Annotated in this window: 19 protein-coding genes; 8 read left to right on the forward strand and 11 right to left on the reverse strand. The window is 75.1% G+C overall.

All coding sequences use genetic code 11. From position 1 onward, the window contains the following. Positions 1-7: 7 nt before the first annotated feature. The 5 genes from ABZ836_RS08920 to ABZ836_RS08940 form a co-directional block, all read right to left on the reverse strand. A complete protein-coding gene (locus tag ABZ836_RS08920; protein ID WP_361140799.1) occupies positions 8-1,426 on the reverse strand; it encodes a hypothetical protein in 1,419 nt (472 codons plus the stop codon). A 463-nt stretch (positions 1,427-1,889) separates the two neighbouring features. Further along, on the reverse strand, positions 1,890-2,762 hold the full coding sequence (locus ABZ836_RS08925) for a biotin-dependent carboxyltransferase family protein (RefSeq protein WP_361140801.1): 873 nt from the start codon (positions 2,760-2,762) through the stop codon (positions 1,890-1,892). Continuing rightward, positions 2,759-3,373: an allophanate hydrolase subunit 1 gene (locus tag ABZ836_RS08930; RefSeq protein ID WP_361140803.1), complete on the reverse strand. Its 615-nt coding sequence runs from the start codon at positions 3,371-3,373 to the stop codon at positions 2,759-2,761. The genes ABZ836_RS08925 and ABZ836_RS08930 overlap by 4 nt, the downstream gene beginning before the upstream one ends. 2 nt (positions 3,374-3,375) lie before the next feature. Then, positions 3,376-4,146, reverse strand: coding sequence for a 5-oxoprolinase subunit PxpA (locus ABZ836_RS08935; RefSeq protein WP_356136465.1), 771 nt, complete (start codon positions 4,144-4,146; stop codon positions 3,376-3,378). Between the two features lie 278 nt (positions 4,147-4,424). Continuing rightward, the gene (locus ABZ836_RS08940; RefSeq protein ID WP_361140805.1) at positions 4,425-5,525 is read right to left on the reverse strand and encodes a mechanosensitive ion channel family protein; all 1,101 of its coding nucleotides are present in this window, start codon (positions 5,523-5,525) and stop codon (positions 4,425-4,427) included. A gap of 358 nt (positions 5,526-5,883) precedes the next feature. Here ABZ836_RS08940 and ABZ836_RS08945 point away from each other — a divergent pair, with 358 nt between their 5' ends. The 3 genes from ABZ836_RS08945 (at position 5,884) to ABZ836_RS08955 (ending at position 8,954) form a co-directional block, all read left to right on the forward strand. Beyond that, positions 5,884-6,420, forward strand: coding sequence for an HNH endonuclease (locus tag ABZ836_RS08945; protein ID WP_108955294.1), 537 nt, complete (start codon positions 5,884-5,886; stop codon positions 6,418-6,420). A 152-nt stretch (positions 6,421-6,572) separates the two neighbouring features. Then, positions 6,573-8,618, forward strand: coding sequence for a 4-alpha-glucanotransferase (malQ, locus tag ABZ836_RS08950; protein WP_361140807.1), 2,046 nt, complete (start codon positions 6,573-6,575; stop codon positions 8,616-8,618). Positions 8,619-8,687: 69 nt separating this feature from the next. Beyond that, on the forward strand, positions 8,688-8,954 hold the full coding sequence (locus ABZ836_RS08955; RefSeq protein WP_356136459.1) for a hypothetical protein: 267 nt from the start codon (positions 8,688-8,690) through the stop codon (positions 8,952-8,954). A 109-nt stretch (positions 8,955-9,063) separates the two neighbouring features. Here the strand turns inward: ABZ836_RS08955 and ABZ836_RS08960 are convergent, their stop codons facing one another. Next, a complete protein-coding gene (locus ABZ836_RS08960; RefSeq protein WP_361140809.1) occupies positions 9,064-9,708 on the reverse strand; it encodes a TetR family transcriptional regulator in 645 nt (214 codons plus the stop codon). A 134-nt stretch (positions 9,709-9,842) separates the two neighbouring features. On the opposite strand from ABZ836_RS08960, the gene ABZ836_RS08965 reads away from it, so the two are divergent. Further along, complete coding sequence (locus ABZ836_RS08965) at positions 9,843-11,303, forward strand: FAD-dependent monooxygenase (RefSeq protein WP_361140880.1); 1,461 nt, start codon at positions 9,843-9,845, stop codon at positions 11,301-11,303. A gap of 152 nt (positions 11,304-11,455) precedes the next feature. Here the strand turns inward: ABZ836_RS08965 and ABZ836_RS08970 are convergent, their stop codons facing one another. Continuing rightward, positions 11,456-11,968 (reverse strand): MarR family transcriptional regulator, encoded by a 513-nt coding sequence (locus ABZ836_RS08970; protein ID WP_361140811.1) that lies wholly within the window; start codon positions 11,966-11,968, stop codon positions 11,456-11,458. Between the two features lie 120 nt (positions 11,969-12,088). Here ABZ836_RS08970 and ABZ836_RS08975 point away from each other — a divergent pair, with 120 nt between their 5' ends. Together ABZ836_RS08975 and ABZ836_RS08980 are read left to right on the forward strand one after the other, a co-directional pair. Continuing rightward, positions 12,089-13,513: an MFS transporter gene (locus tag ABZ836_RS08975; RefSeq protein ID WP_361140813.1), complete on the forward strand. Its 1,425-nt coding sequence runs from the start codon at positions 12,089-12,091 to the stop codon at positions 13,511-13,513. After that, a complete protein-coding gene (locus tag ABZ836_RS08980) occupies positions 13,510-14,430 on the forward strand; it encodes an EamA family transporter (protein WP_361140815.1) in 921 nt (306 codons plus the stop codon). Before ABZ836_RS08975 ends, ABZ836_RS08980 begins: the two co-directional genes overlap by 4 nt. 849 nt (positions 14,431-15,279) lie before the next feature. Here ABZ836_RS08980 and ABZ836_RS08985 read toward each other — a convergent pair. Next, positions 15,280-15,750 carry an NUDIX hydrolase gene (locus ABZ836_RS08985; protein ID WP_361140817.1) on the reverse strand — a complete coding sequence of 157 codons (471 nt, stop codon included), beginning with the start codon at positions 15,748-15,750 and terminating at the stop codon, positions 15,280-15,282. 282 nt (positions 15,751-16,032) lie between these two features. On the opposite strand from ABZ836_RS08985, the gene ABZ836_RS08990 reads away from it, so the two are divergent. Beyond that, positions 16,033-19,335, forward strand: a complete 3,303-nt coding sequence (locus tag ABZ836_RS08990) for a S8 family serine peptidase (protein ID WP_361140819.1) — start codon at positions 16,033-16,035, stop codon at positions 19,333-19,335. 120 nt (positions 19,336-19,455) lie between these two features. On the opposite strand, the gene ABZ836_RS08995 is transcribed toward ABZ836_RS08990, so the two are convergent. The 3 genes from ABZ836_RS08995 to ABZ836_RS09005 form a co-directional block, all read right to left on the reverse strand. Beyond that, complete coding sequence (locus tag ABZ836_RS08995) at positions 19,456-19,614, reverse strand: hypothetical protein (protein ID WP_361140821.1); 159 nt, start codon at positions 19,612-19,614, stop codon at positions 19,456-19,458. 81 nt (positions 19,615-19,695) lie between these two features. Beyond that, complete coding sequence (locus ABZ836_RS09000; RefSeq protein WP_361140823.1) at positions 19,696-20,436, reverse strand: hypothetical protein; 741 nt, start codon at positions 20,434-20,436, stop codon at positions 19,696-19,698. A gap of 2 nt (positions 20,437-20,438) precedes the next feature. Beyond that, on the reverse strand, positions 20,439-20,972 hold the full coding sequence (locus ABZ836_RS09005; RefSeq protein ID WP_356136443.1) for a sigma-70 family RNA polymerase sigma factor: 534 nt from the start codon (positions 20,970-20,972) through the stop codon (positions 20,439-20,441). A 325-nt stretch (positions 20,973-21,297) separates the two neighbouring features. Here ABZ836_RS09005 and ABZ836_RS09010 point away from each other — a divergent pair, with 325 nt between their 5' ends. Beyond that, positions 21,298-22,317: an aspartate-semialdehyde dehydrogenase gene (locus ABZ836_RS09010; protein WP_361140825.1), complete on the forward strand. Its 1,020-nt coding sequence runs from the start codon at positions 21,298-21,300 to the stop codon at positions 22,315-22,317. Positions 22,318-22,408 lie beyond the last annotated feature (91 nt).

A 22,408-nucleotide genomic window follows, 5' to 3' on the forward strand; every position in this document is an offset into this window, starting at 1 on the left:
CCCCCGTTCACCGGTACTCCGAAAGCCTGCGGCCGATCCCCAGCAGCGCCGCCACGGCGGCCAGGGCCGCCAGCGCGGCCGCCCCGGCGGGCAGGCCGGTGAGCGCGGCCCGTCCGTCGGCCGCGGCGCGCTCGAACTCCCTCTCCTCGTGCTCCAGCGCCTGCCGGAGGGACCGGTCGACGTTGTCGAAGCAGACTCGGGTGGGTGACTTGTCGTCCGGTCCGATGATCCGGTCGAGGGCCTCCTGGTAGTCGCCCGCGTCGTCTGCCTCGCGGGCCTCCCGGTGACGCTCGCGCCACTCCAGCATGCTGCTCCGCGCCGTCTCGACCGGCCGGTCGACCTGCGGGTCCCGCGCCACCCCGGCCGCCGCGTCCAGGGCGCGGGACAGGCCCGTCATCGACTCCTGGAAGGCCACCTCGAACTTGTCGCGGAAACTGCCGTCCGGCATCTGCGTGGTCTCCGCGCCCCGGTTGACCAGGGTCAGGTTCTCCGCGCCGCGGGCCTGGAGGGAGGCGGTCCGGGCGTCGTTCAGCAGGGCCAGGGACTCCACGCCGTGCTCGTACGAGTCGTCCAGTCCGGCCCGGGCCAGGGAGTGCCCGACCGGCAGCCACAGCAGCACCAGGGCCGTGGCCGCGGTCGCCGTCACCAGGCCGGGGCTCAGCACCCGGTTGGTGCGGCGGTACTCCCGGCGCTGCGCCCACCCGAGCGCGGCGAGCGCGGTGACGCCGAGGCCCAGGGCGAACCAGGGGTAGGGGGCGGCGTCCGCGTAGTCCTCGCGCAGGCGGCCCTGTTCCTGCTCGTACAGGTTCTCGGCGGCCGGCAGCATCTCCTGCCGCATCAGGTCGTCCGCGTACCGCAGGTAGGCGCCGGCCAGCGGGTAGCCCATCCGGTTGTTGGCGCGGGCCCGCTCGACGAGTCCCTTGTACCGCGGCAGGAGTTCGTTGAGGCGGGCGACGGTCCGGCCGGAGGCGGAGTCGGGGTCGGAGCTGGCGGCGGCGGTGGCCAGGCCCGACGCGGCGGTACGGATGTCCTCCTCGTACCGCCTGCGGCTGTCCGGCGTCTCGTTGCCGCCCGCCAGCAGTCCGCCGGACGCCGCGGTGTTGGCCCCGGCCAGGGACCGGTGAACCTCGGCGGCGGCCGAACTCAGCGGCCCGCTGTGGCGCAGCACGGCGTCGGCGGCCGAACTGCGGGCCGTCGTCTGCCAGGTGGTCACGCCGCCGAACGCCACGACCAGCAGCGCGAGGACGGCGCCGATGATCCGCAGCCGGCCCGGCTCGGTGGTCGCGGCGGCCCGCACCCGGGCGGCCGTCTCCACGAGCGCGGGCGCGCGACGCGGCGGCGCGGCCGCCGGCGCGGGGGGCGCCGGGGGCGGTGGCGGTGGCGCGACGGGCGGCGGCGCGGCGCCGGGCGCCTGTGGATGTGTCATGAGACCTCCCCCGGGGTCATCGTGTCGCCGCAAGTATCGCCGTGACGGCGCGATTACGCACGGGCGTTGCGGGATCCCGCCGTCCGCACCGGTCCGCGCCGGTCCGCACCCGTCGGCGTCCGCCTGCGCCCGGCCGCCCCGGCCCGCAGCCGTCGGCCTGCGCCCGCAGCGCGTCCGTCCGGAGCGCGTCCGTCCGGAGCGCGTCCGTCCGCAGCGCGTCCGCCCGCAACGCGTCCGCCTCCGCCCGGAACACGCCGGGCGCGCGGACCGCGGTTCCCGCGCCGGGGTGCGACCGCCGGTCACCGCGAAGGAGGCGCGGACCGCGGACCGCCGGTCACCGTGAAGGGAAGTGCGGACCGCGGACCGCCGGTCACCGTGAAGGGAAGTGCGGACCGCGGACCGCCGGTCACCGTGAAGGGAAGTGCGGACCGCCGGTCACCGTGCAGGCAGGGCGGACCGCCGGTCACCGCCGAGGAGGCGCGGGCCGCCGGGCCGTGGTGAACCGCAGCGTCCGGCCCGGGCGGGCCTGGGCGGCGCGGTCGAGGTCGTCGGCGAGGACCACGGCGATCACCGGGTAGCCGCCGGTGACCGGGTGGTCGGCGAGGAAGAGGACCGGGCGGCCGCCGGGCGGCACCTGGAGGGATCCCGGGACCACGCCCTCGCTGGGCAGTTCGCCCCCGACCGCCCGCTCCAGCGCGGGACCGTCCAGCCGCATCCCCACCCGGTCCGAGGCCGCGCCCACCGTCCAGGCGGCGGACAGCAACTCCCGTACGGCGCCCGGGGTGAACCAGTCGTCCCGGGGGCCCGGCCGCACCCGCAGCACCACCTCGCCGGACTCCGGCGCGGCCACCGGCGCCAGGTCGACCCGCGGCGGTTCAGCGGGCGGCGGTCCCGCGGGCAGGACGTCCCCGACCGCGAGCGGCGCCGGACCGAGCCCCGCCAGCACGTCGCGGGAACGGGACCCCAGCACCTCGGGCACGGCGATCCCGCCGCGTACCGCGAGGTAGCTCCGCAGTCCCGCCGCCGGGGCTCCGAGGGTGAGCTGCCTGCCCGCCGCCAGGTGCACCACCGAGTCGACCGCGCCCACGCTCAGCGGACACGCCGCCCCGGTCACGGCGACGGTCACCGGCCGCAGCGCCCGCACCGAGAGGCCGCCGAAGGTGACCTCCACCGCCGCGGCGCCCTCCTCGTTGCCCACCAGCCGGTTGGCGAGCCGCAGCGCCCCGCGGTCGGCGGCGCCGGAGCGGCCCACGCCCACCGCGGCGAGCCCGGGCCGCCCCAGGTCCTGCACGGTGGCCAGCGGACCCGTCGCCAGCACCCGCAGCGCCGCCGTCACGACCGCCCCACCTCCTCGAACCGCACCCGCGCCCCCGGCCGCAGCAGGGCGGGAGGGTCGCGGTCCTCCCGCCACACCGCCAGGTCCGTCCGCCCGATCACCTGCCAGCCGCCCGGCGAGCTGCGCGGGTACACGCCGCTGAACTCCCCGGCCAGGCCCACCGCGCCGGCCGGCACCCGGGTCCGCGACTCGGCCCGCCGCGGCACCCGCAACTCCGGCGGTCCGCCGGTCAGATAGGCGAATCCGGGCGCGAAACCGCCGAAGGCGACGGTCCATTCGCAGCCGGTGTGCAGGCGCACCACCTCGCGGGCCGGGAGTCCGGTCAACTCGGCCACCTCCGGGAGGTCCTCACCGTCGTAGCGGACCGGAACGCGCACCAGGGGCCCGGGTCCGTCCTGGCGGGCGGACATGTCCGCGCCCCGCACCGCCCGTTCCACGGCGGACAGGTCCGTTCCCGGGGCCAGCCGCAGCAGGACCGTCCGGGCCGCCGGGACCAGGTCGGTCACGCCCCGGGGCGGACGCCGCTCCAGGGACCGGTAGAGGCCCAGCGCCTCGTCCAGCGTGGCGACCTCCACCAGCAGGCCCTGGTCGCCGCACGGCAGGAACCGCACCCTCAGCCCTCCCCGCCCGCGGTGAAGGCGCGCAGGGCGACGCCCGCCGCGGCGAGTCGTGCCCGCACCGCGCGGGCCACCGTCACCGCGCCGGGGCTGTCGCCGTGGACGCACAGCGAGTCCGCCTCGATCCGCAGCGGCGTGCCGTCCACCGCCGGCACCGGCTCGCCGCGCGCGATCCGTACGCAGCGGTCGGCGATCTCCGCCGGGTCGTGCAGCACCGCCCCCGGCTCGCGCCGGGGGACGAGGGTGCCCTCCGGGGTGTACGCCCGGTCGGCGAACGCCTCGCGGAACACCCGCAGTCCCGCCTCCTCCGCCAGCGCCAGCCACCGCGACCCGGGCAGCCCCAGCACCGCGCCCGCCGGGTCCCAGTCCCGCACGGCCTCGACCACCGCCGCGGCCTGCGCCTCGTGGTGGACGATCGCGTTGTACAGGGCCCCGTGCGGCTTCACGTACCGCACCGTGGTGCCCGAGGCGCGGGCCAGGCCGTCCAGGGCGCCGATCTGGTACAGCACCTCGTCCGCCAGGTGCCGCGGCTCCACGTCGACGAAGCGCCGCCCGAACCCGGCCAGGTCCCGGTACCCGACCTGCGCGCCCACCGCGACGCCCTCGGCGGCGGCCCGCGCGCACGCCCGGCGGATCACCGTCGGATCGCCCGCGTGGAAACCGCAGGCCACGTTGGCGCTGGTCACGACGGTGAGCAGCGCGTCGTCGTCCCCGAGTTCCCACCGCCCGAAGCCCTCGGCGAGGTCGGCGTTGAGATCGATGCGCACAGGGAGCGCCCCTTTCGGACTGCGGTCGGCCGCGCCCACGTTCGCACGCCCCGGGGCGCCGCTCAACAAGGCGCCCGCCGTGATTCCGCGGCCGACTGTTCACTCAGTACATGTACGTGGTGCAGGTCCCGGCGGGAGTGCCGCGGCACGTCCTGAGCCACCGCGCGGGGGAGGGGCAACGCCCGAGGGGCGGAGCACCGGAGACGAGACTCCGGGGCTCCGCCCCTCGGGCGTCGGGGTGCCGCTCCGCCCGCTCGGGCGGGGCGGCGTCGTCGGCGCTACAGCGTCTTCGGCGGGATCGGCGACGCGGCCATCGACTGCGGCGAGTTGCTGCTGGCGAAGGCGGACGGCGCGGCCATCGCCGCCGTCGGGTCGGCGGCGGCGGGCTCGGCGGTGGCCTGCTCCGGCACGCCGATCATCCGGATGCCGGCCGCGTCCAGCGCCCGCTTCATCCGCCAGCGCAGCTCCCGCTCCACGCTCAGGGCCTTGCCCGGCATGGTCTTCGCGGTGACCCGGACCACCATGGAGTCCAGCAGCACGTCCTCCAGGCCCAGGACCTCGACCGGGCCCCAGAGGATCTCGTTCCAGGGCTCCTCCTTGGCGATCCGCTCCGCGACCTCGGTGAGCACCGACCGGACCTTGTCCAGGTCCTCCTCGGGCCGCACGGTCACGTTCACCCCGGCGGTGGCCCAGCCCTGGGAGGCGTTGCCGATCCGCTTGATCTCACCGTTGCGGACGTACCAGATCTCGCCGTTCTCGCCGCGCAGCTTGGTGACCCGCAGGCCCACCTCGATGACCTCTCCGGTGGCCACGCCCGCGTCGATGGTGTCGCCGACGCCGTACTGGTCCTCGAGGATCATGAAGACGCCGGAGAGGAAGTCGGTGACCAGGTTCCGGGCGCCGAAACCGATCGCCACACCGGCCACACCGGCCGAGGCGAGCAGCGGCGCCAGATTGATCTGGAACGCGCCGAGCACCATCAGGAAGGCGGTGCCGAGGATCACGAACGACGCCACCGAGCGCAGCACCGAGCCGATCGCCTGCGAGCGCTGACGCCGGCGCTCGGCGTTGACCAGCAGGCCGCCCAGGGAGCTGCCCTCGCTGGCGGAGGTGTTGCGGTTCATCCGGTCGATCAGCCGGGTGATCGCCCGGCGCACCAGCATCCGCAGCACCAGCGCGATCACGACGATCATGATGATCCGCAGACCGACGGCGAGCCAGGAGGCCCAGTTCTCCTGGAACCAGCCGGCCGCCTCGGTCGCCCGCTGCTGGGCCTCCTCGAGGGACGGGACGGTCGGCCTCGGATCCGGCGAGGTGCCGGTCGAGGGCGACGAGGACGGGTCCGGGCCGGCGGCCGGGAGGGCGACGGACAGGGACACGGGGGATACCTCCAGGTGCGTGGCTGCCCCGGCGGGACGGGCACGGCGACGGAGCGGGGGCCGAGGAGCAGCCTCACCACACTAACGGGGCAAACCGGGTTGCTTCGCCGCTTCGGGGGGAAGAGAGACGGGCCTCACCAGAGGATGAGGAAGAGATAAGCGGTGACCCCGCGCGCCGTGACGAGGCGGGTGCCGGCGGGACGGAAGGGGCGGACGGGGCGGCGTTGTGGCCAACACCACGGGCCCTCGGGACCACCCCGTTGTTCCCACGTGGTGGCGCCGCGACCAGGGCAGAGGGGAAACTGACTGCAGATCGTCCCGGCGCGAGCCACGCGCCGCCGGCGTACAAGGAGGCACCGTGCCGCATGTCCTGGTCCTCAACGCGTCGTACGAGCCGCTCGGCGTCGTACCGCTCCGCCGCGCGCTCGTCCTCGTCCTCGAGAACAAGGCCGTCTGCCTCGAGGAGTCCGGCGCCCACCTGCACAGCGCGACCCTGTCCCTGCCCGCACCCAGCGTGGTACGGCTCAAGCGCTTCGTCCGGGTGCCCTACCGGGGGCCCGTGCCGCTGACCCGCCGGGCCCTGTTCGCCCGCGACGGCGGCCGCTGCATGTACTGCGGCGGCGTCGCCACCAGCGTCGACCACGTCATCCCGCGCAGCCGCGGCGGGCAGCACGTCTGGGACAACGTGGTGGCCTCCTGCCGGCGCTGCAACCACACCAAGGCCGACCGGCACCTCGGCGAGCTGGGCTGGAGGCTGCGGCACAAACCGGCCCCGCCCACCGGTCTGGCCTGGCGCATCATCGGCACCGGCCACCGGGACCCGCGCTGGCTGCCGTACCTGCGGCCGTACGGCGCGGACGAGGCCCTGGCCCGGATCGACGGCGTATCCGCCTGACTCGGTCCGGGCCTCCGTCGTCACCGGGCGCCTCCACCGGAGCACGGTCGCGCGGCCTGCGGCCGGCACCCGTTCGGCGGATTGCGATGTCTGGTGCGGGCCTCGTTGGGTAGCCACTGTCAGGGCGTGCTCGACCTCATCGAGGAGGAACCGTGGCCGGACCGGTACCGGGGGAGCCGCTGGCGCGGCTGGCGGAGCTGTACGGGGTGGCGACCGAGTACCGGCCCGCGCCGGACCGCGTGGTCACCGTGCCGGCGGAGGCGGTGACCGCAGCGCTCGCCGCGCTGGGCGTGGACACGGCCGACCCGGCCGCCGCCCTGGCGGCGCGGGAGGCGGAGACGGCACGGCGCCTGCTGCCCCCCACCGTGGTGCTCACGCCGCGCGGGCTGCCCGCCCTGCCCGAGGGGACCGTGGTCCGCGTGGTCACGGAGGAGGGGGAGGCCCGCCACGGCCTGGACGGCCTCCCGTACGGCGTCCACCGGCTCACCGTGACGGCGCCCGACGGCCGCACCGGCGAGTCCCACCTGATCGTCGCCCCCGACCGCGCGCCCGGCGTCGAGGGCCGGCACCGCGGACTGATGGTCCAGCTCTACTCGCTGCTCTCCCACCGCTCCTGGGGCATGGGCGACCTCGGTGACCTGGCCGACCTGGCCGGCTGGGCGGGCCGCGCCCTGGGCGTCGGATTCGTCCAGCTCAACCCGCTCCACGCGAGCGTCCCCGGACCGCCGGTGGACCCCTCGCCCTACCGGCCCTCCTCCCGCCGCTTCCCGGACCCCGTGTACCTGCGCGTCGAGGAGATCCCCGAGTACGCCCACGTCACCGAGGAGGACCGCACCCGCCTGCGGGCCCTGGCCGAACAGGCCGCCCGGCTGCGCGAGGGCGTGCTGGCCAAGGAGGCGCTGATCGACCGCGACGCCGTCTGGGACCTCAAGCGCCGCGCCCTCGAACTGCTGCGCACGGTGCCCCTCGCGCCCGGCCGCCGCGCCGCCTACTCCGGCTTCCTGGCCCGCGAGGGCCGCGCCCTGGACGACCACGCCACCTGGAACGCCCTCGCCGAGGTGCACGGCCCCGACTGGCACCGCTGGCCCGAGCGGCTGCGCGACCCCAGGTCCCCGGAGACGGCCAGGGCCCGGCGCGAACTCGCCGACCGCGTCGACCTCCACCGGTGGCTGACCTGGCTCGCCGACGACCAGCTCGCCGGCGCCCAGCGCGCCGCGCGCGAGGCCGGGATGGGCGTGGGCCTGATCCACGACCTCGCCGTCGGCGTCCACCCCGGCGGCGCCGACACCTGGGCGCTGCGCGACTGCTTCGCCACCGGCATGTCGGTGGGCGCCCCGCCCGACGCGTTCAACGCCCGCGGCCAGGACTGGGGCCTGCCGCCCTGGCGGCCCGACCGGCTCGCCGAGACCGGGTACGCCCCGCTGCGCGACCTGCTGCGCGCCTGCTTCCGACACGCCGGGGCGCTCCGCGTCGACCACGTGATGGGCCTCTTCCGCCTCTGGTGGGTCCCCCAGGGCCGCCCGCCCACGGAGGGCACCTACGTCCACTACGACGCCGAGGCCATGCTGGCGGTGCTCGCCCTGGAGGCGCACCGGGCCGGCGCCGCCGTCATCGGCGAGGACCTCGGCACGGTGGAACCCGGCGTCCGCGAGGCGCTGCGGGAGCGGGGCGTCCTGGGCACCTCGGTGCTCTGGTTCGAGCGCGGCTGGGAGAGCGACGGCCGCCCCCTCGCCCCGGAGAGCTGGCGCTCCGACTGCCTGGCCACCGTCACCACCCACGACCTGCCGCCCACCGCCTCCCGGATCGCCCACGACCACGTCGACCTGCGGGCACGGCTGGGCCTGCTCACCCGCCCGGTGGAGCGCGAGCGGGAGGAGGCGGCGGCCGAACTCGGCGAGTGGCTGGCCGAACTGGACCGGCGCGGACTGCTGGACGGCACCCGCGAGGAGGACGTGATCCTGGCCCTGCACCGCTTCCTGTGGCGGACCCCGGCCCGCCTGGTCGGCGTCTGGCTCCCCGACGGGGTGGGCGACCGGCGGCCCCAGAACGTGCCCGGGACCTCCGACGAGTACCCCAACTGGCGGCTGCCGGTCGCCGACGGCGAGTGCCGCCCCGTCACCCTGGAGGAGCTCTCCTCCTCCCCCCGGCTGCACGCGCTGCTGGCGGGCCTGGAGGAGCCGCCCCGTCAGGACCCGTGAGGCTGACACGCGCGGCCGTACGGCACCCCGGCCGCGCGGGCCCGCGCCGGGTTGGGTACCTTGGGCGCCGTGGACAAGAAGAACGCCCTGCGCACCGGCGCCCTGGCCGCCGGCACGACGCTGATGATGCTGCTCATGTCGTCCCCCGCGTTCGCGCTGGTGCGCGACGACGGCGACGACCCCGGGACCGGCCTGAGCGTCGTCGAGACGTTGGGTCTCTTCGTGGTCGCCCCGCTCGTGCTGTTCGCGGCGATCGCCGGCGCGGTGATGGTCCTGGACAAGTCCAAGGAAGAGCACCGGGTGACGTCGACCAACATCCGGACCAAGAACTCCTGACCCGGTCGGCCGTCCGGATCCCCGGCCGGCACACCGGCAGATCGACGAGGGTGCCGCCCTCGCGCCACGGCGGACGTCCTGGCGCGCGGACGGCACCCTCGTCGTGCGTTCACCCCGAAGGGCTGGTGCGGGGTGCCGGTCCGGCCTCCGGCGGGCGGGACTCCTCGGTGAGGTAGCGCTGGACCGTCGGCGCGAGCCAGGCCACGATCTCGTCGCGGCTCATCGCCGTGACCGCCGGGACCTCGACCAGGTACCGCAGCACCGCCATGCCGAGGACCTGCGACGCCACCAGGGCCGTGCGGCGCGGCACCTCGGCCGGGTCGGCGCAGAACCGGGCCACCGCCGGACCCAGTTGCCCCGCCAGCAGGGCCTGCTGCCGCCCCCCGTCCAGCCCCGAGGCGAGCCCCACGCGGATCATCGCGGCCAGGGTGCCGTCCTCCTCCCAGCGGTGGAGGAAGTGCCGCACCAGAGCCTCGCCGGCCCCTTCGAGGGGCACGTCGGCGAAGTCCGGCATCCGCAGATCGATCTCCGACGCGGCCCGGTACAGCCCCTCCTTGTTGCCGTAGTAGCGCATCACCATGGCCGGGTCGATGCCCGCGTCCCGGGCGATGGCGCGGATGGTGGCGCGCTCGTAGCCGTCCGCCGCGAACCGGGCGACGGCCGCCTCGAGGATCGCCGCGCGGGTCGCGTCCGAACGGCGCGGGGGCGGTGGGGCGGGGGCCGCCGGGGGACTCTGCGGACTGTTCTCGGTCATGTCAACAAACGTAGGCCAACGAGTGTTGACCGTCCAGACCTGCGCCTCTAGCGTTGTCAACAAGCGTTGGCCAACAGGTGTTGACCTACCAGGTCGCCCCTGTGCCACCGATTCGGGAGGCCACCATGACCGCCATGCACGGCACCACCGAACGCGACCACGACGACCCGGCCCGCTCCGTGGCCGTCGTCGGCGCCGGCCCCACCGGGCTGCTGCTGGCCGGGGACCTGGCCGAGGCGGGCGTCCCCGTCACGCTCGTCGAGAAGCGGCCGCACGGGATCAGCAACCTCTCCCGCGCCCTGGTGGTGCACGCCCGCACCCTGGAGCAGCTCGACGCGCGAGGGCTCGCCGACGAGCTCGCCGCGATCGGCCGCCCGCTGCGCGACCTCCGGCTCTTCGGCGGCCTCACCCTGGGGCTGGGCCCGCTGCCCACCCGCTTCCCGTACGTGCTGGTCGTCCCGCAGTACGAGGTGGAGCGCCTGCTGGAGCGGCGGGCCGTCGAGGCGGGGGTGCGCTTCGCCCACGACACCGAGGTGACCGGCCTGCGCCAGGACGACCACGGGGTGACGCTCGAGGTCGCCACCCACCGGGGCACCGAGGAGCTGCGCGCCGCCTACGCGGTCGGGACCGACGGCGCGCACAGCGCCGTCCGCCGCCTGGTGGGACTGCCGTTCCCGGGCCGCTCGGTGATCCGCTCCCTGGTCCTCGCCGACGTCCGGCTCGCCGAGGACCTCGGCTCGGCGCTCACCGCCGACGCCGGGCCGGACGGCTTCGCGCTGCTCGCCCCCTTCGGCGACGGCTACCACCGGATGACCGGCTGGCGGCGGGGGAACGACCGCCCGGACAGCGACCCGGTCGGCCTCGAGGAGGTCCGGGAGATCGTCCGCGGGGCGCTCGGCAGCGACTTCGGGATGCACGACCCGCGCTGGATGTCCCGCTTCCACAGCGACGAACGCCAGGTGCCCGCCTACCGGGTCGGCCGGGTCCTCCTGGCGGGCGACGCCGCGCACGTGCACTCCCCGGCGGGCGGGCAGGGCATGAACACCGGCCTGCAGGACGCCGCCAACCTCGGCTGGAAGCTGGCCGCCGTGCTCGGCGGGCACGCGGACGAGGCGCTGCTCGACACGTACCACGCGGAACGGCACCCGGTCGGGCGGATGGTCCTGCTCGCCAGCGGCGCCCTGATCCGCGGAGCGCTGGCCCACGGCCCGGCGAGCCGCGCCCTGCGGGCCGCCGTGCTGGCCACGGCCGACCGGGTGGGCCCGCTCCGGCGGCGCGGCACCGCCATGGTCAGCGGCGTCGGCATCCGCTACCGCCGGCCGCGCGGCGCCCACCGCTCCGTCGGCGCCCGGGTGCCGGACGTGCCGCTGGCGAGCGGGGGCCGGCTCTACGAGGCCCTGCGCGGCGGCCGGTTCGTCCTGCTGGCGCCGCCCGGCCTCGAGGTCGCGCCGCGGGGCGCGCGCCTGGCGGTCGAGCGGTGGGCCGCCCCGCGCGACACGGCGGTCCTGGTGCGCCCCGACGGCCATGTCGCCTGGGCCGCGGAGGCGGCCACCGCCGAGCGGGTGCGGGAGGCGCTGGACATCCACGTGGGGTGACGCGCGCTCGCGGCGAGGGTCCGGGCCCCCGTCACCGCCGAACGAGCGGGCGGGCCCTTCGCGTGCGCGGGGCCTTGCGGTGCTCGGGCCCTTCGCGTGCGCGGCGCCCTCCGGTGCTCGGGCCCTTGGCGCGGGCGGCGGGGCGGGGTTCGTCAGTGTTCCGTGGCGGCCAGCAACCGCCGCAGCAGCGCGGCGAGTTCGGCCGCCCCGTCCTCGTCCAGCGCCGCCCTCACCGCCTCGTTCTGGACCGCCAGACCTGCCGTCACCGCCTCGTTCACCAGGGCCAGCCCCCGCTCGGTGAGCGAGACCCGCAGCGCCCGCCGGTCGTCGGGGTCGGGCGAGCGGCTGAGCAGCCCCGCCCTCTCCAGCTTGTCGAGCCGGCCCGTCATGCCTCCGGTGGTGAGCATCAGCGTGCCCGAGAGCTCCCGGGGCGCCAGCGTGTACGGCTCCCCGGCCCGCCGGAGCGTGGCCAGCACGTCGAACTCCCCGCGGGAGATGCCGTACGCCGCGTACGCCTTCTCGGTCCGTTCGCCCATCGCGCGGGACAGCTGGTAGATCCGCCCGAAGATCTCCATCCCCGGCGTCCGGAGATCGGGCCGCTCCCGGTTCCACTGCTCGATGATGGCGTCGACGGCATCTCCGCGCCCGGGCTCACGAGTACTCATGTGCCGAGTATCGGCGTCGGAACGGTTTCTGACCAAAAAGCAGCTCGCAAGTAAGTAGCTTACGGCTAAGCTACTTCCCGGCAAGGGGTAGTCCTGACGGGATCGGGCGGGGAATGCGGCATGCGTGAGGGCAGGGGCAGGGGCAGGGGCAGGGGCGGAGCCGGAGGCGGGACGACGGGGCGCCGGGTGCCGGGGGAGCGGCGGCTGACCGCCTCCGCGGTGGTGAACGGCGTCGGCTCCGGGATGTACATCCCGTTCAGCCTGGTGTTCTTCCACCACGTCACGGGGCTCTCCTACACGGTGGTGGGGGCCGTGCTGACCCTGGCGGGCCTCGGCGGGATGGGGCTGGTCCCGTTCATCGGCACGGCGGTGGACCGCTACGGGGCGCGGCGGATGCTGATGGTCTTCCACGCCGTCCGGTTCACCGGCTTCCTGGCCTACCCGCTGGCCGACTCGCTCGGCGCGTTCGCGGGCGTCGCGCTGCTGACGGTGACCGCCGAGCGCGCCTACGTCGGCGTCCAGACGGTGCTGGTGGGCGAGGTGGCGCGGGGCGCCGACCGGGACCGGCTGCAGGCCGCCCTGCGGGCCGTGGGCAACGCCGGGCTCGGCGCGGGAACGCTGATCGCCTCCCTGGTCGTCGGCCTGGTGGGCCCCGGCGGATACACCTGGACGGCGCTGGCCAACGCGGCGTCCTACGCCGTCGCGGCGTACCTGCTGAGCGCGGTGCGACCGGTGCGGGCGGAGGAGACCGGCGCGGAGGCGGAACAGGGCGCGGCACCGGGCTACCGGCGCATCCTGCGGGACCGTCCGTTCCTGGTGCTCACCGGCGCCAACTTCTTCAACGTCCTCAGCTACACGGCGCTGTCGGTGCTGTTCCCGCTCTTCGTGGTCTCGCTGGGCGGCCCCGACGCGCTCACCGGCGTCTCCTTCGCCGTCAACACGGTGCTCTGCGCGACGGCCGGGACGTACGTAGGGCGCCTGGTGCGGCGCAGCGGGGCGCGGCGGACCCGGGCGGCGGCGCTGGGCTCGCTGCTGTTCGCGGCGGGGTTCCTGGCGCAGTTCGCGCTGGCGGTGGCCCGGCCGGACTCGTCGGCGGTGCTGGTGACGGCGCTGATCGCGGGGGTGGTGGTCTACACGACGGGCGAACTGGTGCACAGTCCGGCCGCGGACATGCTCGCGGTCTCCGCCGCGCCGCCCGCGGTGCGGGGACGGTACATGGCCGTGTACCAGCTCTCCTGGTCGCTGGGGAAGGCGCTGGCCCCCGTCCTGTTCACCACGCTGCTGGCGGTGGACGGGCGGGTGCCGTGGGTCTTCCTGATCGGGACCTCGCTGGTGGCGGCGGGGCTGCTGGTGGCGGTGGAGCGCCGACTGCCCGAGACGGCGGTGCGGGTCGATGCGGTCGAGCCTGTTGGTGCTGTTGGTGCTGTTGGTGCTGTCGGTGCTGTCGGTGCTGTCGACGCGGCCGATGCGGTCGATCCCGGTGGTCCGGTCGGTCCGGTCGGTCCGGTCGCCGGACCGGCGCAGGCGAAGGCGGCGAAGGCGTGACGGGGGCGGCGGGCACGGTCGCGGCCACCGGGCTGGCCCAGGTGTTCTGGGGCAGCACCTACCTGGTGACCACGGAGTTCCTTCCGCCGGACCGGCCGCTGTTCACGGCGCTGGTGCGGGCGCTCCCCGCCGGGCTCCTGCTGCTGGCGGTCACCCGGGTGCTGCCCCGGGGCGACTGGTGGTGGCGGGCGTCGGTACTGGGGGCGCTGAACATCGGCGCGTTCTTCCCGCTGCTGTTCCTCGCCGCCTACCGGATGCCGGGCGGGATGGCCGCGGTCGCCGGGTCGGTGGGCCCGCTGCTGGTGGCCGGTCTCGGAGCGGTGCTGCTGTCCGAACGGGTGCGGGCCCGGACGGTGGTGACGGGGCTGGTGGCGGTGGCCGGGGTGACGCTGGTGATGGTCCCCGGCCTCGGCTCGGTGGACGCGGTGGGCGTCGCCGCGGCGTTCGGGTCCGCCGGGGCGATGTCGCTGGGCACGGTGCTGGGCAAGCGGTGGGGGAGGCCGGCGGGGGCCGGCCCGCTGGCCCTGACGGGATGGCAGCTGACGGCGGGCGGGCTGGTGATCGCGCCCCTCGCGGTGGCCGTCGAGGGCGCGCCGCCGGCGATCGACGCGGCGGGGGTCGCCGGGTACGGGTACCTCGCGCTCGTCAACACGGCGCTGGCGTACTGGCTGTGGTTCCGCGGGACGGGGCGGATGACCGCGACCGGCGTCACGTTCCTGGTGCCGCTGTCGCCGCTGACGGCGACGGTGCTGGGGTGGGGGTTCCTCGGCGAATCCCTCACGGCGGTGCAGGTCGCCGGCATGGCGGTGGCGCTCGCGGCGACGGTGGCGGGCCAGTGGTCTCCCCGGGCCGCCGCGGGAGCCCGCCTCGTCACCGGGGGCCCGGCGGAGTCCGGTGCCCGCGCCGTACGGAGGTGAGGGCCTGCGCCCGCCGGTGCCGGTCGGTGGCACGCCCGCGGGTGCGACCCTTCCGCGGGCGCCCGGTCCCCGCGCGGGCCACACCGCGCCGGCACCGCCCCACTTCGGCCCGGGCTCTTGGGCCCACCCCACTCCGGCCCGCGCACTCCGGCCCGCTCATTTCGGCTTACGCAGTTGGGTCCGTGCGCTCCGGCCTGGGCATTTCGGCTTACGCAGTTGGGTCCGTGCGCTCCGGCCTGGGCATTTCGACCCGCGCATCTCGGCCCGTGCACTCCGGCCTGCTCACTTCGGCCCACGCAGTTGGGTCCGCGCACTCAGGCGTGCCCACTCCGGCCCGTGCACTCCGGCTCACCCACTTCGGCCCATGCAGTTGGGCCCGCTCGGTCCCGCCCTCGCGGTGATACCCCGGCAGTCCCGCCCTCGCGGTGATACCCGCACAGCGGTGCCCGCTCGGTGATGTCCGTGCGGTCACGATGCCTAGCGGCGGTGTCCGCGTGACGATGCCCGGCAGCGAGGCCCGGGCACGGTCGCCCCCAGGCAGCCGCGCCTTGCGCAGGCAGGCCCACGCGCAGCCACACCTGGGGCAGACACACTGTGCAGCCACGCCCCGTGCAGCGAGGGCCCGGGCGGGGTCGCCCCCGCCCCCGCGCCCCCGCCCCCCGCGCAGCCACGCCCCGCGCAGCCAGGCCCGCGCAGCCGCGCCAGGGCAGCCACGCCCGCGCAGCCACGCCCCGTGCAGCGAGGGCCCGGGCAGGGCCGCCCCCGCCCCCCGCATCCGCGCCCCCCCCCGCAGCGAGGGCCCGCGCACGGTCGCCCCCGGGCGGTCGCGCCCGGTGGAACCGCCGACCGCTAGCCGCTGGTGGGGCGTTCGGCGCGGAAGAGGTGGCCGGTGCGGGGGCGTTCGCGCCAGAGCCGCAGGCCCACGTCGACCAGCTCGACCCGCTCCAGGTCCTCCACCGCGTCCAGCGGATGCCACGCCGCCATGTCCGTGGAGCCGCCGACCTCGTTGCGCAGCGTGCCCCCGGTGATCCGGGCCTCGTACACCACCCGCAGCCCGTGGAAGTCGGCCCGCGCGCCCAGCCGCCGGGGGTACGACCGGCGGACCGAGTCGACGCCGAGGAGCGACACCGGCTCGACCGTGTGGCCGGTCTCCTCCTCCACCTCCCGCACCACCGTGTCGTACGGGTCCTCACCGTGGTCCATGCCGCCCCCCGGCAGCGTCCACCGCTTCGTCCCGTCCCCCGCGACCCACCGCGCCAGCAGCACCTGGTCGTCCCGCACGCAGACGGCGTAGGCCGCCACCCTCAACTCCTCATGCATACCCAGACGTTACGGCAGGGCTCCGACCCCGGCGGTGCGAACGGGGCCGACGCCGCGCCGGGAGGCGCCGGCCGGAAGCGCCGTCACACCCGACACGCCAGTCACACGGCGTGGCGGTTTTACGCCATGGCAGCAATACGCCTCGGGCAACTCTCCCCAAACTCCGGACTCATAGGCAAAGCTGAGCGGTCATCCGGACCTTTTTCCGGACGTCGGCGATCCCGGGCGTTTCCGCCCGCGTGATACGCCCTCCTCACTTTCCTTCACTCGCAAGGGAAACCGATGACCTCTCATCCCGAGCGCACCCAGATATCGGGCGCGAGACGTGCGGCACGGATAGCCGTCGCCGCGGGTCTGGTGGCGGCGCTCTCCGCGGCCGGGCCGATACCCCTGGCCTTCGCCGCCGAGGCCGCTCCGGCCGCCGACCAGCCCGCGGCGGGCAAGTCCGCCCACGGCAAGCTGGGTTCGGAAGACGCCGAACTCCTCGCCCAGGCCCAGGCCGACGGCGAGAAGAACGTCACCATGATGGTGATCACCGAGCCCGGGCAGACCGAGAAGGTCGCCGAGCAGCTCGAAGCGGTCAAGGGCGCTTCCGTGGGCAAGTCCTACGACAAGCTCGGCTACGTCCGGGCCACGCTCCCCACCGGCAAGGCTGAGGCGGCCATCGCGGCCGCGGCCAAGCTCTCCTCCGTCCAGGGCATCGACCTGGACAAGGAGATCAAGCTGGACGACCCGCGCCCGGACGCCGGCAAGAAGAGCTCCGGCGCCGAGGCGACCGGCAGCTACCCCGCCCCGGACGCGAGCACCCCGGCGAAGAACCCGTACAACCCGTCCCACGAGACGGGCGCCGTCGACTTCGTGAAGAAGAACCCGAAGGCGGACGGCCGCGGCGTCACCATCGGCATCCTGGACTCCGGTGTGGACCTGAGCCACCCGGCGCTCCAGAAGACCACCACCGGCGAGCGCAAGATCGTCGACTGGGTGACCGCCACCGACCCGATCGTGGACAGCGACGCCACCTGGCGAGCGATGGTCAACCCGGTCTCGGGCCCGTCCTTCACCTACGGCGGCCGCACCTGGACCGCTCCCGCGGGCGACTACAGCGTCCAGATGTTCAGCGAGTCCTCCACCGCCGGCGGCGACGCCGCGGGCGACGCCAACCGCGACGGCGACACCACCGACCGGTGGGGCCTGCTGTACGACGCGGACGCCGGCACCGTCACCGTGGACCTGAACAACAACGGCGACTTCACGGACGACACCGTGATGAAGCCGTACAAGGAGGACCACCAGGTCGGCTGGTTCGGCACCGACAACCCGGACACGGCCGTCGCCGAGCGCCAGCCGTTCGTGGTGGAGATCCGCAAGGACGTGCCCATGGACCCCTACGGGGGCACCTGGATCGGTCAGAAGCGCGACTTCGTCAACATCGGCGTCATCGAGTCCACCCACGGCACGCACGTGGCCGGCATCACCGCCGCCAACGGCCTGTTCGGCGGCAAGATGGACGGCGCCGCCCCCGGCGCCAAGCTGGTCTCCTCCCGCGCCTGCACCTGGACCGGCGGCTGCACGGCCGTCGCCCTCACCGAGGGCATGATGGACCTGGTCGTCAACCGCGGCGTCGACATCGTCAACATGTCGATCGGCGGCCTCCCGGCGCTGAACAACGGCGACAACGACCGCTCGCGCCTCTACACCCGCCTCATCGACGAGTACGGCGTCCAGCTGGTGATCTCCGCGGGCAACTCCGGCCCCGGCGTCAACACCATCGGCGACCCCGCCCTCTCCGACAAGGTCATCTCGGTCGGCGCCACCATCTCCAAGGAGACCTGGGCCGCCAACTACGGCTCGGCCGTGGAGAAGTCCTACGCGATGATGCCGTTCTCCTCGCGCGGTCCGCGTGAGGACGGCGGCTTCACGCCGACCATCTCCGCCCCGGGTGCGGCGATCAACGCCAGCCAGACCTGGACCCCCGGCGGCCCGGTCGCCGAGGCGGGCTACGCGCTGCCGCCCGGCTACTCCATGCTGCAGGGCACCTCGATGGCCTCCCCGCAGGCCGCCGGCGCCTCCGCGCTGCTGATCAGCGCCGCCAAGCAGAAGCGGATCGACCTCACCCCGGCGAAGCTGCGCACCGCGCTGACCTCGACGGCGAACCAGATCCCCGGCGTCCAGGCCTACGAGCAGGGCTCCGGCCTGATCGACATCGTCGACGCCTGGGAGTCCATCAAGGACAACGCCAAGGCCCACGACTACACGGTCAAGGCCCCGGTCGACACCAACATCGACTGGGCGCTGGCCGAGCCGGGCTTCGGCACCGGCCTGTACGACCGTGAGGGCGGCGTCAAGGTCGGCGAGCGCAAGGTGTACGACATCGTCGTCACCCGCACCTCCGGCTCCAAGGCGAGCGTGCTGCACAAGCTGTCGCTGAAGAACAACCACGGCCGCACCTTCGACATCGTGGGCAGCGGGCTGGTCCTCCTTCCGCTGAACAAGCCGGTCACCGTCAAGGTCGCCGCGAAGCCCGGCTCGCTGGGCATGCACAGCGCGATCCTCGAGGTGAACGACCCGTTCACCGAGGGCGTCGACAAGCAGATCATGACCTCCGTGATCGCCGCCTCCGAGCTGAAGCACTCCTTCTCGGCCGAGGGCTCCGTCCAGCGGAACAGCCACAAGTCCTACTTCGTGACCGTTCCCGAGGGCGCCACCTCGCTCGAGGTCGCGCTCGGCGGCCTCGCCGAGGGCAGCCAGACCCGCTTCATCTCGATCCACCCGTACGGCGTCCCGTCCGACCCGACGTCGACCGTCAACTGCTACCCGAACTACGCGGGCGGCGACGGCGGCTGCAAGCCGGGGGCCCGCTTCTACGCGCCCACCCCGGGCGTCTGGGAGATCGAGGTCGAGTCGCGGCGCACCTCGCCGCTGCTGAACAACCCGTACGAGCTGGACGTCACCATGCTCGGCGCCACGTTCGAGCCGGAGACCCTGGAGATCCCCGAGGCCAAGGTCGGCGAGCCCGCCGCGGCCGAGTGGACGGTCGAGAACAAGTTCGCCGCCTTCGAGGGCAAGCTGGTCGGCGGGTCGCTCGGTTCCTCCAAGACGGACCGCCCGACCATCGCCAACCACGAGGTGCAGACCTTCACCGTCGAGGTGCCCGCGGGCGCCGAGGCGCTGAACGTCGCCATCGGCAACGTCTCGGACACCGCCGCGGACCTCGACCTGGTGGTCAAGAACGCGGCCGGCACCCAGGTCGGCGCCTCGGCGGACGGTGACTCCGAGGAGTCCGTGTCCGTCAAGAACCCGGCGGCCGGCACCTACACCGTCGAGGTCGACGGCTACTCGGTCCCGAGCGGATCGACCGCCTACGACTACCTCGACGTGTTCTTCTCCGAGGCGCTCGGCACCGTCGCGGTGGACGACACCGCGGTCAAGCTCGCCGAGGGCGGCACGGCGTCCTTCTCGGGCACCGTCACCGTCGGCGCGCAGGCCCCCGAGGGACGCGAGTTCTTCGGCGAGGTCCAGCTCGTCAACGCCAACGGCACCCCCGCGGGCGTCGGCAGCGTGAAGATCGGCACGGTCGTCGAGTAGTCCTCGACCGATGACCAGGAGGGGCGGGCGTCCGGCAACGGGCGCCCGCCCTGCTTTACCCCCGGCCTCGGCTCCGGCCCGGGCCCACCGGTCCACGGCGGCCCACCGGTCCACGGCGGATCACTGGGCCACGGTCAGCGCCCACCGGACGCCGGACGGCGCCTCCACCCGCACCGATCCCTCGACGGGCATGCTCAGGTCGAAGCGGTGGAGGGTCTCGGTGACCTCGTGGCCGACGCACCGCTGGGGAAGGGCGAGGCCGACCGGCTCGACATGCACGGTGAGCGTCCCCTCGCCCAGGCTGAGGGGAACTTGAGGCGGCCCGCCCGGTGCCCGGGTGCCTCCGGCAGGGCGCCGGTGTCACCGGCAGGGGCGGTCGTCCGGCTCGGGGTGCGGGGCGTCCAGTTCCTCGAGTTCGGTGGTGAGGCGGTCGCCGGTGGCCCACCAGGCGGCGCCGGGGGTGAGGGCGACCAGGGCGCGGGTGCCGGGGCGGAGCTCCGCGCCGGCGGACTCCGGGAGCACGGCCACGGCGGTGGGCGCGTCGGCGGCCTCCTGCTCGGGAGCCCAGTACCGCTCGGCCTCCAGCACCACCCGCACCGAGCCCTCGGTCAGCGGCCGCACGCTCACCACCGTCCCCTGGACCGCCAGGCTCGCGCAGGCGACGCGGGGCCGGTCGGCGGTGGATTCCGGCGCGGCGGCCTTCTCGTCGCTCCGCCCCGGCGCGCCCTCCGGCGCGGACTTGGCCCCGTCCATCGAGAAGCTCGCGTCGGACCCGGCTCCGCCCAGCGCGCCGACGTACATCACGCCGGTGAACACCGCCGCCGCCGCGGTGAGCCCGGCGGCCCACAGCCCGGCCGCGCGACGCCCCGCCCGGCGGCGCACCCGCGCCGGGGCCGCGGCGACCGGCCGGGGTTCCGGCGCCGGGACCGGCACGGGCTCCGCGGCCAGCGTGTCGCCGATCTCCCGCAGCGCGCCGCGCAGGAGCCGCACGTCCTCCAGCGCCGCCTCGTGCGCGGCCCGCGCCGCGGGATCCGCGTCCGGCGGCAGGGGCTCCCCGGCGAGCACCGCCAGCAGCGGGTCGTCCTCGTATCCGGCGGGCATCCTCACACCACCTCGTCGTCGTGCAGACGGGCGCGCAGGGCGCGCACCGCACTGTGCAGCCGGCTCTTCACCGTGCCCTCCGGCACCCCCAGTTCCGCCGCGATGTCCCGGACCGCCAGGTCCGCGTAGAACCGCAGGGTCAGCACCTGCCGCTGGGTGTCGGACAACTCGTCCAGACCGTGCGCCACGGCGAGCGCCAGCACGCTGGACTCCTCCCCGGACGGCTGCTCGGCGGGCCGCAGCGACGCCAGCCGCTCCCCGACCCGCTCCTGACGGCGGCGGGCGCGGTGCCAGTCCATCGCCCAGTTGGACGCCACCACCGCCGCCCACGCGGACACGTCCCGCGGGGCCTCCTTGCCGGCCGCGGCCCGCTCCAGCAGCCGCAGCCGCACGTGCTGGACCCCGTCCGGCAGATCCGCCTGCGGCACCCCGCCGAGCGCCAGCACCGCGCGCACCCGCCGCTCCTGCTCGGGCTCGAGCGGGTCGGCGGGGTCCGCCCCCGCCCTGCCCGAGAACCGCACCCGTCCGCGCAGCACGCCGCCCCTCCCGTCACACCCCGTCCCCCCTACGACGCCGGACGGCGCGGAAACGTTCGCCGCGGCCGGAAAATGGCGTTCGTCACATCGCCGTCCGCCCTCCGCAGGGCTTCCGCCTCCGGGCCCCGATCGCAGGATTCGTGTACGGGGCGGCGGGTAGGCACCGCAGGATCGCCGCCGGTCACACCCCGCGGTCCGTGTCCGGCCGGCGAGAGGGCGGGCAAAGGATTGGACAGGCCACCCGGTGGCCGCCGCATGATGGAAACCGGACATCGCGCACCACACCACGCGCGGTCCGCACACAGACACGTAAGGGAGTCGTACCGTGAGGGTCGGAATCGTCGGAGCCACCGGACAGGTCGGCACGGTCATGCGCAGGATCCTCGCGGAGCGGAACTTCCCCGTCACCGAGCTGCGCCTGTTCGCCTCCGCCCGGTCCGCGGGCCGTGACCTGGACGGCGTCACGGTCGAGGACGCCGCCACCGCCGACTACTCCGGCCTGGACATCGTCCTGTTCTCCGCGGGCGGCGCCACCTCCCGGGCGCTGGCCGAGAAGGTCGCCTCCCAGGGCGCCGTGGTGATCGACAACTCCTCCGCCTGGCGCATGGACCCCGAGGTCCCGCTGGTCGTCTCCGAGGTCAACCCGCACGCGGTCGCGAACCGCCCCAAGGGCATCATCGCCAACCCGAACTGCACCACGATGGCCGCCATGCCCGTGCTGAAGGTGCTGCACGCCGAGGCCGGGCTGGAGGCCCTGGTCGCCACCACCTACCAGGCCGTCTCCGGCTCCGGCGTGAACGGTGTCGCCGAGCTCCACGGCCAGGTCCGCAAGGTCGTCGACCAGGCCGACAAGCTCGCCCACGACGGCTCCGCGGTGGAGTTCCCCGAGCCGGACGTCTACAAGCGGCCCATCGCCTTCAACGTGCTCCCCTTCGCCGGCAACCTCGTCGAGGACGGCCTCAACGAGACCGACGAGGAGCAGAAGCTCCGCAACGAGTCCCGCAAGATCCTCGAGATCCCCGCGCTGAAGGTGTCCGGCACCTGCGTGCGCGTCCCGGTCTTCACCGGCCACTCCCTCCAGGTGAACGCCCGCTTCGCCCGGCCGCTCAGCCCCGAGCGCGCCGTCGAGCTGCTGGAGAACGCCCCCGGCGTGGTCGTCACCGACATCCCCACCCCGCTCCAGGCGGCCGGCCAGGACCCGTCGTACGTGGGCCGCGTCCGCCGCGACGAGACGGTGGAGAACGGCCTCGCGCTGTTCGTCTCCAACGACAACCTCCGCAAGGGCGCCGCGCTCAACGCCGTCCAGATCGCCGAGCTGGTCGCCGAGGAGCTCTCCGCGAAGTAGCCGGCAGCCTTCCCGTCCCGCGAGGCGGTCACCCGCACGGGTGACCGCCTCGCGGCGTTCGCCCTGGCCCGTCCACAGGAACCGCGTCCGT

It is taken from the genome of Streptomyces sp. NPDC047130 (assembly GCF_040643475.1).
Lineage (GTDB): Bacteria > Actinomycetota > Actinomycetes > Streptomycetales > Streptomycetaceae > Streptomyces.